Here is a 12,307-nt window from a genome sequence, read left to right on the forward strand (position 1 = left end):
ACGAGCCGGGACCGTCAGCCGAATCGCTGGCGGCCTTCGGCCTTTCCCTACGCGACATACCCGATGAAATCTGTGAGGTCTGGCCGGATGTCTGGCAGGCCTTCAAGGTCTTCGAGGCTATGAGCACTCAGTGGCGTACAGGCGCGTGCGGCGCTACCGGGCTCGATTACACGTCAATTCGCCATGTCGCCGGTTTTCTCGGGTTTTCCCGGTCGGAAGTCGCCGATGTCTTTCCAGACATTCGAGTCATGGAAGCCGAAGCCCTGCAGGTGATGGCGGAACAGAGGGACAGTAAATGAGCACCAACTTCGCGTCCCTCGGTATCGAGGTCAATTCCTCGTCTGCATTCAAAGCGGCTGATGATCTCGACAAGCTGGTCGATTCAGCAGTCGATGCCGAAAAAGCAATTGATGATCTCGGCAAGTCGGGCGAGGGCTTGGCCAACACCGGCAAGAAGATCAGTCAGGCCGAGAATGAGGCTGCTCAGGGCATCGACAAGGCCACGGGCGCCAAAGAGCGCCAGGTCGATGCCAGCCGCAAGGCGGGTGCCAGCGCGGCCAGTGAAATCGCGATCATCAGCCAGCTCGACAAGGCGATGTCCGGCAACATCGGCAGCATGGAGCAACTGATCCAGGCTGAAGGCTTGCTGGAGCGCGCTCGCAAGGGCGGTCTCGTCACCATTGAACAGCAGGAGTCCTATCAGGATCGGCTTGGCAAGGCATATGAGCGCATTGAGAAAGCTGAAGCCAAGGAAATGGCGCAGAAGCAGCGGCTGATCGACGCTGAAAACCGTCAGATCGAAGCGTTGAAGCGCACAGTCAACGGCATCGACCCGGTCACCGCCAAACTGGCCAAGCTGGAGGCGCAGGAAAAGGCACTCAACGATCTGCACAAGGCCGGCCAGATCGACGCGACCCGTTACGGTGAGGCACTGGCGAGGATCGGCAAAGACCGTGATGGTCTGACAGCGACAGAAACCGCATTCGACAAGTTGAAGCTCGGCACCCGCCAGGCGCAAGAAAACGTGATGCAACTGACCAACGCCCTGCAGTCTGGGGATTGGGGTAGCGGTGCCCGGGCAGTTGCGCAGCTCGGTGCCGGTGCGGGAGCTTCTGCCAAGAGTCTGGCCGCAGCAGTGATTCCAGCCGGTTTGCTGGTGGGCGTCCTTGGCGCGCTGGGTTATGCCTACCTCGATGCACAGAAGCAGGCTCGCGAGTTCAACGCCGCCATCAACGGCGGATCAAACGATGCCGGGCAGAGCATTGCTAGCCTCAAACTTATGGCCGATACCGCTGGAGCGATCACTGAGAACTTTGCGGGCGCTCGTGAGGCGGTGATTGCACTGGCTTCCGGTGCCGCCACCAGTGGCGTCCAAATGCAGAACCTGGCTCAGGCCGCCGCAGCAATTGGTGAGGTAACAGGGAAGGGCGCCGGAGACATCGCCAAATCGCTCGCGAATGCCGGAGACACCGCGTCAGAAGCCGCGGCAAAGATCAGCGACCAGTATGGGCTGCTCACCTACGAGCAGTACCAGACGATCAAGGCGATTGATGATCAGGGCGACCATCAGCGAGCGCTGGACACCTTGAGTGAAGATCTCAATCAGGCGGCACAAGAGCGACTGAAGAATTACCGCAACTCCTTGTCCGATATCGAACGCGATTGGGACCGAGTGAAGGTGGCGATCAAGGGGGCCTACGCTGAAATCCGGTCAGAGATTTTCCCTGATCTGGCAAAGCAGATCGAGATCACGCAGCGAGTGCTGGATACCCGGAAGGGAGGCGGGGTTAAAGGTGCGGTATCGAACGGACTGAGCTCGCTCAATTCCTTTTTTGGGTTGGGCGACGGTGAGAATGACGACTCTACGCCGGCACTGGAGGCCAAGCTTGCAGGACTGAAGGCACGCTTGTCGGCAAGCGAAAGCAACACCGCGGCGACAGGCGAAGCGACTAGGGCCAACAAGGAGCTGATTACCGTCCAGAAGGAACTGGACAAGCAGATGGACAACCTGAACCCGCTAGCAAAACGTCAGGATGCCTACAAAAAGCTCAATGATCAGTTCGCTACGCTCTATCAGAACGCGGAAAAGACTGGCCAGAAATCGGCGCTGCTGGATGGCGTTCAGTTTGACGGGAAGAAGTATTCCGGTGGCGCCTACGACAAGCTACGCAAGGCGATTGACGACCAGAACAAGGATTCCAAACCGGGTGCTGGCAGCGTCGATCTATCCGGTTTCAATGACTCAAAAAATTCGCTCAGCGCCGTGCTCGCCGAGTACAAAAATGCGCAAAAAGACTTGGAGGCTTCGCAAAAGGCCGGGCTGATCTCGCAGGCAGACTATTTGCAAGCGCGCGAGGCCATGATCGGCAACGAGCGCGACGAGGTCACTGCTGCGTATGAGGCTGAGATCGCCGCACTTGAGGCCGCAAAGAGCAAGGCAGGTACATCAGCGGCACAGCGCATCCAGCTTGACCAAAAAGTTGCCGACGCCCGGGCCGCCATGCTCAAGGTTCAGCAGGACGCTGACACCGAGCTGAGCGTTCTGGCGAAGAACGAAGAAGGTCGGCTGAAGAGGCAGTCGGAGGCTGTCAATACCTATACCAGCGCACTGCAGCAACAAGTCAAAACTCTGCGTGAGCAGGGCCAGCGTGCGGCGGCAGCCATCGGCCTGGGAGATCGTCAGCGCGATCTGATGAGCCAGCAAAACGGCATCGACGATCGCTTCAATCAGCAGAAGCTGGATCTGGCGAATCAGTACGGTGATGGCTCGCGCGGGATGAGTCTCGACGAGTACATGCAGAAACTAGCGGCACTGAAGGCGACCCAGCAGGATCTACACGACACGGTTCAATCCAATTACGACGAGATGACGGCAGCCCAGGGCGACTGGAGTGCCGGAGCCTCGTCGGCATGGCAGAACTATCTGGAGTCCGCACAGAATGCGGCGGGGCAGACGAAAAGCCTGCTCACCAATGCGTTCAGCTCGGCAGAGGACGCTGTAGCCAGTTTCGCCATCAACGGCAAATTCTCTTTTTCTGACTTCACCAAATCGGTGTTGGCGGATATGGCGAAGATCGCTACTCGACAGGCTACTTCACAAGGGCTCAGCGCTTTATTCGGTGTTGCCGCGTCGGTGGCGGGTTCGTACTTCGGCGGTGGTGGCGGGAATGGGTTGACCGCTGGATCTGCCGGTGCGGTGTCGTCAGATCTCGGAGCATCGCAGGCCGGTTACACGGGGTTCGATCTCTCCGGATATCGGGCTGCTGGCGGGCCTGTTGCGCCGAACTCTCTGTACGAAGTCAACGAACTGGGGCCGGAGCTCTACAACGAGGGCGGGCGGTCGTTCCTTATGACCGGTGCCAACGGCGGTAGCGTTACGCCGTTGGCGGCCGGCGGCGGGTCTGCGCTGGCTGCAATGTCAGGCGGTGGCGGCAGCGTTTACAACTTCCCCGTCGCAGTGTCAGTTCAGACCGCTGGTAGCGGCGGATCGGCTAGCACTGAAGACACGACGCAGCTGGGTAAGGGTATTCAGCAGGCGGCAAAAACCGAAGCCGAAACTGCAATTGCCCGCGCGCTGCAGCCGGGCGGTTCGATCTGGCGCCTGACAAATGGGAGAGGCTGATGGCCATCGAGAAATTCACTTGGCCGACCGAGCGCGGGGAAACACCCGATATTACTTATCGGGTGCGCACCTCGAAATTCGGCAACGGCTACGCGCAGAACGTCGGTGACGGCCCGAACAACAAAGAGGACTCCTACCCGGTCACCTGCGTCGGCCAGAAGGTCGTGGTGGTGAAGATCATGGAGTTCCTCGACCGACATGCCGGGGCAAAGGCGTTCCTCTGGACAACGCCGCTCGGCGAACTCGGACTGTTCACCTGCAAAAATCCCGCTCCCATACCAATGGGCGGCGGGGTCTTCAAACTTACCGCCACGTTCGAGCGGGCATTCCAACCATAAGGGGCAATCATGCCGCTGATCAGTGACATCCAGGTGCTTGAACCTAGCAGCGAAGTGCTGCTCTTTGAATTGGACGGCACGGACTATGGCGCAGATGTTCTGCGCTTCCACGGGCACGCGATCCCGCACACGGCGGCCGAGCTGATCGCCGCCGGCGACAACGCGGACCAATTGCCTGCGAAAGCGATTTACTGGCAGGGCAACGAGTACAACGCCTGGCCGATGCAGGTCGACGGGATCGAAGCGAACGGCGATGGCACTGCGGTGCGTCCGACGCTGTCGGTTGGCAACGTCAACGGGCGCATCACCGCGCTCTGTCTGGCGTTCGAGGATTTGCTCGAGTTCAAGCTGACGATGCGCCACACGCTGGGGACGTACCTCGATGCGGCAAACTTCCCGGCCGGCAATCTCACGGCAGACCCAACCCAAGAGACGATCGAGGTCTGGTATATCGACCAGAAGACGAACGAGGACGGGGAAAACGTCAGTTGGGAGCTGGCCAGCCCGGGCGACGTTGGCAACGAATCCATCGGCCGGCAGGCCACGACGCTGTGCCACTGGTGCCTCACCGGCGGGTACCGCGGGCCGAACTGCGGCTACACCGGCCCGTACGTGACCAAGGATGGCGTCGTCACCGATAACCCGGAATTGGACGAGTGCGACGCCACGCTGGGCAGGGGCTGCATTCCTCGATTCGGCGAAGGAAACCCACTGCCGTTCGGTGGCTTCCCCGCCGTTTCCCTTATCGCACGGAGCTGACATGCGAAAGCACATCTTGAACGCGATCCAGGCGCATGCGGAAGCCGAGTACCCGAAAGAGTGCTGCGGGCTTCTGCTGGCGATCGGGCGCAAGCAACAATACTTTCCCTGTATCAACGTTTCGACCGAGCCGAATGAAGAGTTCCGGATCGATCCAGAGGAATACGCCCAGGCCGAAGACATCGGCGAAGTGATCGGCGTGGTGCATTCGCATCCGGACGCCACCAGCCGGCCTTCGCCGCGTGACCTGGCCATGTGCGAGGCAACGGCGCTGCCCTGGCACATTCTGAGCTGGCCGGAAGGGGATCTCAGAACGGTCATGCCCACTGGCGACGTACCGCTGCTCAAACGCCCATTTGTGCACGGAGCCTGGGACTGCTGGCAGGTCTGCGCGGATTGGTACCAGCGTGAGTGGGGGTTGGAGTTCGAAGCGTTCAAACGCGCCGACGGCTGGTGGGAGAGCAAGGACAACACCAGCCTGTACGAGGCGAACTACGAGGCCGCCGGCTTTTACCGGGTCGACCAGCCGCAGCGCGGCGACATGATCGTGATGGAAGTGGGTCGCACAGTGTACCCAAACCACGCCGGGATCTTCCTCGGCACTGATCCGGCGCTGCCGGGTGAAGATGCTGCCACGTTCGGCCCCGGGCCATTCCTGCTGCATCACCTGTACGGAAGACCGTCTGAGGTCATCGTTTTCGGTGGCCCTCGGCTCGACCGAACACGCCTGATTCTCAGGCACAAAAATGCACAACCAACCAAATGACGCGGCCAGTCCGCGGGAGATAGATTTATGAGTCAGCCATTTGAAGTAACACAAGACGGTAAAGTGCGCATTGTCGAAGCTGTCATCCGCGACAATGCGCCAATCAAAGCTACAGCGGCTTAGCTCCGACACCTTTCTTAATCGCATCCTGAACATTGCTCAGGTCGCCGCCAACTGCGTCGAGAGGCAGGTTAAACGCGCCCGACTCTGCATCCGGCTGACGGGTGTTTTTGAAGAAGTCGATGTACTTCGTCAGCTCCGCTTGGTCGTAATCCGGGCGTGAGCGGAGATAGAGCGAGATTGCACCGAGAGCGGACATCACCCCGGCTTCGAACGATGACAGTTGCGTTTTGCTCATTTCACTTTCCTTGCGTTATCCGCGCCGAGATTGGCGCAATCCCAGTCCTTGGGCTTGCAGGCAAAGGACTGGGGAATCCGTTGCGTGAGGGCAAGAGGCTACTATCGGTGTGCTCCCCGGCGTTACTGGGGATTCGTACAGGCTGTTTGAGGAGTGATGCTAGAATGATGGCTCCACTCGAGCGAAGGAATGTCCCGATGTTGAAATACAGCGATATCACCAAAAGATTTATCGAGTTTCGGCGCGAGCAGGATGAGTATTGGGAGAATCTGCGAAAAGCGGCACACCAGTTGCAGAATGATTTGCAGGTATCGTTAGATCTTCCGGCGGACTCTTGGACTGATGAGGAGGGTACTTTTTTCAGCTACGTTGACATTGGCTCGGTTGATAGCGGTGAGTTTAAGCGCGTGCATCCGATGCAATTCGAAGGCGACGAGCTGCGTTACAACTTCGCGATTCGCATTACGCTGGAAGACAGTCCGAACAACTTATCTAAGTCATTCTTCATTCAGCGCGTGACTTTGTTTTCTAATAACGGAGTTATTGTCGTCACGCTGTCTGGCTTGAATGACGACACGGTACTCAACGTGCCCACTGAGATTAAGGTCGGACAGTTCTCCCACGTCGCCGAGGTAATCAAGCAGAAATTGATGGATGCATTGACATTGAAAGTGTCGGGCTGACTGCCAGCAGCTCGGCCCAGCGCCGGGCTTTTTCATTTCCTTTCGCCCCAGTGATATCGTGCACACTTTCCCACAGGAGTGACCTGCATGAAATTGATCGTAGGGGCGTTGGCGGTAGTGCTGTTGGCTGGGTGTGTTTCAACCGCCGACTTAGAAGAAAGCGATCCAAGCTTTAAAGCCGGCACGGCGAAGGATCCTAAAAAATATGCCCTGTGCGTTTTCCCCAAATGGCAGTCCGCTCGCACCGACTCCTCAATGGTTGAAACCGAATCTGGATATCGGCTTTGGGTCGCAAGTAACAACATGACGGATGAGCTGCTCGATATCAAAAAGACATCGACTGGAAGCTCTGTGACGCTCCACCAGAGAATGGCTTGGTCTGCAATGCCCGGACGAAGCGCTGTTGAAGCGGCAGTGAAAAACTGTCTCTGAGCTAAAAATTCACTGACCGCCTTCGGGCGGTTTTTTTGTGCCCGAGGAAATCATGGCCGCGACCGCAATCAATTATCAGCCAACCACCACTATCAAGTTATCTGGATCGCTGGCGAAAAGGTTCGGCAGAAATCATCGCCGCCTTCTTGAGTCTGGTCGGTCGTGGGAAGTCATGAAGGCGCTCCGATGCACGATTGATGGATTTGAAGAGGAAATTCGCCGCTTGGATCGACTCGGAATGCGATTTGCGGTGTTCCGGAACGGAAGGAATGTAGGGCAGGGCGGGTTTGATTTATCTGGCACTAGAGAAATTCGGATAGTTCCTGTTATCGAAGGAAGCAAGCGAGCCGGCATCCTCCAAACGATTGTTGGTGCGGTACTTCTTGTAGCAAGTATTTGGGTTCCAGCGCTGGCGCCAGCCGGTATTGCGTTGGTAGCTGGCGGCGTCATTCAGATGCTTAGCCCTCAGGCCTCAGGGCTGAAGCAAAGCGCATCCCCAGAAAACTCCCCGTCCTACGCCTTCGGCAGCGCGAAGAACACCACGGCCAGCGGCAACCCGGTACCGATCTGCATCGGCGAACGCCGGTGGGGTGGAATGATCATCTCGGCCTCGATCCTGGCTGAGGACAAAGCGTAATCAGGACAGCAGCACACCAACCGCCCGCGAGGCGGTTTTTTTATGCCTGGAGGAAAGCATGGGCGCAGTAGCAATGGAAATCCACGGCGAGAAGGGCGGCAGCAGCAAGCCGAAGTCGCCAACCGAAGCCAGCGACAGCCTGCGCTCGACCAACCTGGCAAAGCTGCTCATCGCCGTGGGCGAGGGCGAATTCGACAGCATCCCGACCGATTACGACATCTACCTAGACAACACGCCAATCCGTGATGCCAGCGGCAACTACAACTTCCCGAACGTGAAGTGGGACTGGCGCCCGGGTTCGGTGGATCAGACCTACATCCCGGGTATCCCGTCTGTCGAGAACGAGACGTCGCTGAACATCGAGTTGCGCAGCGATACCGCGTGGGTGCGGTCCATCACTAACCCCCAGCTTTCCGCCGTGCGCATACGTTTGGCGTGGCCAGCGCTGCAGCGCTCCGATGATCAAGGCAACGTTGGCGGCTACCGCATCGAATACTCTATCGACGTAGCCACCGATGGCGGCGCCTATCAACAGGTGCTGGTGGATGCCGTCGACGGCAAGACCACCACGCGGTACGAGCGATCGAGCCGAGTCGACTTGCCGGATGCAACCACGGGCTGGCAGATCCGCGTGCGCCGCCTGACGCCGAACCAGAACAGCAACAAGATTGCTGACACCATGTTGGTGGCGGGTTACACCGAGGTCATCGACGCAAAGCTGCGCTACCCGAACACCGCGCTGCTCTACATCGAGTTCGACGCCGAGCAGTTCACCAACATCCCGGCCGTGACCGTGAAGTGCAAGGCTAGGCGCTGGATGGTGCCGAGCAACTATGACCCAATCCAGCGCACCTATACCGGAACGTGGGACGGTTCGATGAAATCGGCCTGGACCAATAACCCGGCGTGGATCACTTACGGCATATGCACCGAAGACCGTTTCGGTCTGGGCAAGCGCATCAAGTCTTTCATGGTCGACAAGTGGGAGCTGTACCGGATTGCTCAATACTGCGATCAGCTGGTACCGAATGGCTTGGACGGTGTGGAGCCGCGTTTCCTTTGCGACATGAACCTACAGGGCAAGGCTGACGCCTGGTCGCTGCTACGCGATATCTCGGCGATATACCGGGGCATGACCTACTGGGCTCAAGGTCAGCTGGTGATGCAGGCGGACATGCCGCGCGCTCAGGACTTCGACTACGTCTTCACCCGGTCCAATGTGATCGACGGCAAATTCTCCTACGGCAGCGCCTCGGCGAAAACCCGTTATACCCGGGCACTGGTCAGTTACGACAACCCGGCCAACAACTACGACACCGACGTCATCCCATTCGCTGATCTGAATCTGCAGCGCCGCTACGGCGACCGGCCGACGGAGCTGAGTGCCATCGGCTGCACTCGCGCATCTGAGGCTCAGCGCCGCGGTAAGTGGGCGATTCTCAGCAACAACCAAGACCGAACCGTCTCGTTCAAGACCGGTATGGAAGGCGTGATTCCACTGCCGGGCCACATCATCCCTGTGGCGGATTCTCTGCTCGCCGGTCGCGAAGTCGGCGGCCGGATCTCGGCGGTGGCGGGGCGGGTTGTAACCCTAGATCGCGACACCCAGGCTAAGGCCGGTGACCGGCTGATCATCAACCTTCCTGGCGGCCGTGCCGAAGGTCGCACCGTGCAAAGCGTCAATGGGCGGGCTGTCACCGTAACGGTCGCTTACAGCGAGCCACCGGTTGCGCAGCTGCAATGGGCGATTGATGCCGATGACCTCGCGATCCCGCTTTATCGGGTGTTGCGCACAAAGCGCACCACCGAAGGTGACTACGAAATCAGTGCGCTCCAGTTCGAGCCGAGCAAGTTTGCTTACATCGACACGGGCGCCCGACTGGAGGAGCGCCCGATCAGCGTAATTCCGATCACCGTAGTTCCGGCGCCGTCGAGTGTCACTGTCTCGTCGACATCCTCAATCGTTCAGGGGATGGCCGTGGCCACCATGACGATCAGCTGGCCTGTCGTGGATGGCGCAGTCGGCTATGACGTCGAGTGGCGTAAGGACAGCGGCAATTGGATCAAGGTACAGCGTACTGGCATGACCAACGTGGACGTCGTAGGCATTTACGCCGGCGCCTACGTGGCCAGGGTTCGCGCGGTGAGCGCGTTCGACATCACGTCGCCATGGCGCAACTCGATCCTGACCAAACTCAGCGGTAAGCAGGGGTTGCCGCCGGCGGTGTCGTTCCTGCGTACTGTCAGCAAGGTCTACGGCATCGGCCTTGAGTGGGGGTTTCCACCTGGTGCTGAAGATACTCAGCGCACCGAGATTTGGAACAGCAAGACCAACGACCTCGCCGCTGCTGCGAAGTTGGCAGACTTTGCCTATCCACAGGCGAATCACGAAATGCAGAACGTCGCTCCCGGTACCAGCCTGTTTTTCTGGGCGCGGCTTGTCGATCGAACTGGAAACGTTGGCCGATGGTTCCCGGCGGTAAACGGTATCAACGGGCAGGTAAGCATCGACCAGTCCGAGTACGAGCAATACTTCCTCGGCAAGATCCAGGAGTCGGCGCTCGGCCAAAAGCTGCTTGAGGAAATCGGGAAGATTTCTGGTGACGGTGAAGGCTCCTTGAATGAGCGGCTTGAGCAGGCCAAGCAGGAACTGCAAGACCTAATCAGCGAAATCACCGACGCCATGGCGTATGACCCGACCAAGCCGTACAGCAAAGGCGAGGTGGTCCGGCTTGATGGACGATTGTTCTCGGCGGTGAAGGCGGTGCCAGTCGGCACTGCTCCTCCGAATGCCGAGTTCTGGTACGACATGGGCACGATTGCCGAGACCACCAACGCGATGGCGCTGCAGATCCAGCAGCATTCGACCAAAATTGAAGACATCGACGGCAAGGTCACCGCGCAGGCGTCAACGATGCAGGCCCTGCAAGCGGCGTGGCGAGAGGATGACGGCACCGGCGCAATGAGCGAGGCGCTGAAGGCGTATCAGAACACGGCCAGCATCGTGACGAATGAAAAGGTGGTAGCGGAGGAGAAGCTTGCGTCAGCGACGCGCTTCACGTCCCTCGATGCTGCGGTGGGGAAGAATGCCGCCAATCTCTCAACGCTAGAATCTGCGGTTGCAACGGACAAGGAAGCTACTGCGCAGCGAATCGAGACCATCTCGGCCACCGCCAACAACGCCACCGCAAAAGCAGAAACCGCGAGCACTGCTGTTTCCGGCTTGAACGGCAAAGTGTCTGCGCTCACCACCATCAAAACATCCACTACCGTCGGTAACAGGACGGTGATGGCCGGACTCGCCATCGGCGTGGAAGGTGAGCAGCAAGAGTCGCAGATCCTTGCGTTCGCTCAACGGTTCGCGATCCTCGATGAGGTGAGCGGCCAAATGATTGCGCCATTTGTTGTACAGGGCGGCCAGGTGTTCATGAACACCGCAATCATCAGCCAAGCCTTCATCAAGGAGCTGGTCTTGGGTATGACGCTTCGATCGGCGGCTCTCAACTCGCAAGGGTTGCCATTGCTGGAGATCGACATACCGGCGGGTACGTTCACGCTTCGTGGCCAGTCCAGCACCGGTTATACGTTGCTGAACAACAACGGCATCTATGTCTATGACTTGAACTACATCGAACGCGCAGCGCTCGGGAAGATGACGTAATGGACTATTACGGTGCGAGAACGAAAGACGCCATGGGGCGGGTAACGCTTGAGTCGTCAACGATGACAGTCCGGTCGATTGTGACCAGGCAAGTCACCGTTCCGCCCATCACCAGTAACTTCACGAGTTTTATCAGCATGCCGGAGATTACTGTGCAGTCGTTTGTGTGCGTGACCCTTGCCAGTCAGGCGAATGAGTTTGCCGCATTGCCCGCTGTGTTCTGGTCGGCAGGACAGCTCAGAGTTCGGCGTGGCCAAGGGCTGGTGCTCAACGTGTTTATTCTGACTTACCAATAGGAGGTGGCATGGACTACGGGTTCAGGTCGCGCAACGGCCAGAATTTCTTCCAGATTGACAGTGACAATAAAGTCTTGAGCGTTGCGGCGTCAGGGAGCTACGCCATAGGAAAAACTCCAACATCATCGACAACCATTACCACGGCAGTCATCACCTACCCGACACCAATAACAACTACCGAAGCGCCGCATGTTTTCTTGAATCCGAAAAATCACGGCATGTATCACACGCTGATGCAGATGGGCGGGCCGGGCAACTGGACCGGCTTCTATTTCAAATTGCATTTGATGGCACCTTTCAACAGCACCGACTGTAGCGGGCGGTGGCTGGTCGCTACATTCCGTTCAACGTCACCACCCAATGAATACGATCTGCGTTTACGCAATGCCGCTAATGAACAGATCTTTGTTGGCGCAGACAACCTTCTGCTCATGACAGGCTTCCCAATCAATGAGGGCTGGTCGTTGGACAACCGCGGGGGCGAGGTATCCGGGGTCTATTGGAGCGGATACCAAATGCCTTGGACTGGCTCGTACGATGATTACTTTCTGGCGTCGACATTGCTTGGAGGGAAGATTTACAACGGCAACACAACACTGGACACGCCCTGCGGTTTCCACGCCGGAGTCCGCACGACATTGAATGGATACGTCGGGGCAATGGTGAGTTCGGAGGGCGGCACTGCCAAAAACGGCAGAACTACTTTTGCTGCACGACCCATGCGTCCGTTATGAGAATCCGAGCCCGCCCAGTGC

General features: G+C 58.3%; 12 protein-coding genes. 11 read left to right on the plus strand and 1 reads right to left on the minus strand.

Annotated elements, in window-relative coordinates:
- The first annotated feature begins 26 nt into the window (after positions 1 to 26).
- Genes ACA061_RS09970 through ACA061_RS09990 form a run of 5 tightly spaced genes read left to right on the plus strand, consistent with a single transcriptional unit; the run spans position 27 to position 5,485 of the window.
- The gene (locus tag ACA061_RS09970; protein ID WP_497301918.1) at positions 27 to 299 is read left to right on the plus strand and encodes a DUF1799 domain-containing protein; all 273 of its coding nucleotides are present in this window, start codon (positions 27 to 29) and stop codon (positions 297 to 299) included.
- Entirely contained in the window at positions 296 to 3,622 is a 3,327-nt protein-coding gene (locus tag ACA061_RS09975; protein WP_497301333.1) for a phage tail tape measure protein, read from the plus strand. The genes ACA061_RS09970 and ACA061_RS09975 overlap by 4 nt, the downstream gene beginning before the upstream one ends.
- Entirely contained in the window at positions 3,622 to 3,960 is a 339-nt protein-coding gene (locus ACA061_RS09980) for a phage tail protein (protein ID WP_497301335.1), read from the plus strand. The genes ACA061_RS09975 and ACA061_RS09980 overlap by 1 nt, the downstream gene beginning before the upstream one ends.
- A gap of 9 nt (positions 3,961 to 3,969) precedes the next feature.
- The gene (locus ACA061_RS09985) at positions 3,970 to 4,719 is read left to right on the plus strand and encodes a phage minor tail protein L (RefSeq protein ID WP_497301337.1); all 750 of its coding nucleotides are present in this window, start codon (positions 3,970 to 3,972) and stop codon (positions 4,717 to 4,719) included.
- Position 4,720: 1 nt separating this feature from the next.
- Positions 4,721 to 5,485 carry a C40 family peptidase gene (locus ACA061_RS09990; RefSeq protein WP_497301339.1) on the plus strand — a complete coding sequence of 255 codons (765 nt, stop codon included), beginning with the start codon at positions 4,721 to 4,723 and terminating at the stop codon, positions 5,483 to 5,485.
- A 109-nt stretch (positions 5,486 to 5,594) separates the two neighbouring features.
- On the opposite strand, the gene ACA061_RS09995 is transcribed toward ACA061_RS09990, so the two are convergent.
- Entirely contained in the window at positions 5,595 to 5,843 is a 249-nt protein-coding gene (locus ACA061_RS09995) for a hypothetical protein (RefSeq protein ID WP_280074971.1), read from the minus strand.
- A gap of 197 nt (positions 5,844 to 6,040) precedes the next feature.
- On the opposite strand from ACA061_RS09995, the gene ACA061_RS10000 reads away from it, so the two are divergent.
- The 6 genes from ACA061_RS10000 to ACA061_RS10025 all read left to right on the plus strand — a co-directional run bounded on the left by ACA061_RS10000 (position 6,041) and on the right by ACA061_RS10025 (position 12,286).
- Positions 6,041 to 6,526 (plus strand): hypothetical protein, encoded by a 486-nt coding sequence (locus tag ACA061_RS10000; RefSeq protein WP_497301341.1) that lies wholly within the window; start codon positions 6,041 to 6,043, stop codon positions 6,524 to 6,526.
- Positions 6,527 to 6,613: 87 nt separating this feature from the next.
- The gene (locus tag ACA061_RS10005) at positions 6,614 to 6,958 is read left to right on the plus strand and encodes a membrane-bound lytic murein transglycosylase EmtA (protein ID WP_497301343.1); all 345 of its coding nucleotides are present in this window, start codon (positions 6,614 to 6,616) and stop codon (positions 6,956 to 6,958) included.
- Positions 6,959 to 7,010: 52 nt separating this feature from the next.
- Positions 7,011 to 7,595: a tail assembly protein gene (locus tag ACA061_RS10010; RefSeq protein WP_497301344.1), complete on the plus strand. Its 585-nt coding sequence runs from the start codon at positions 7,011 to 7,013 to the stop codon at positions 7,593 to 7,595.
- 58 nt (positions 7,596 to 7,653) lie between these two features.
- Positions 7,654 to 11,256, plus strand: coding sequence for a TipJ family phage tail tip protein (locus ACA061_RS10015; RefSeq protein WP_497301346.1), 3,603 nt, complete (start codon positions 7,654 to 7,656; stop codon positions 11,254 to 11,256).
- Between the two features lie 137 nt (positions 11,257 to 11,393).
- Complete coding sequence (locus ACA061_RS10020; protein WP_497301347.1) at positions 11,394 to 11,552, plus strand: hypothetical protein; 159 nt, start codon at positions 11,394 to 11,396, stop codon at positions 11,550 to 11,552.
- Positions 11,553 to 11,560: 8 nt separating this feature from the next.
- Positions 11,561 to 12,286: a hypothetical protein gene (locus ACA061_RS10025; protein ID WP_497301348.1), complete on the plus strand. Its 726-nt coding sequence runs from the start codon at positions 11,561 to 11,563 to the stop codon at positions 12,284 to 12,286.
- Positions 12,287 to 12,307: the final 21 nt, after the last annotated feature.

This window comes from Pseudomonas sp. LBUM1668 (genome assembly GCF_059695715.1).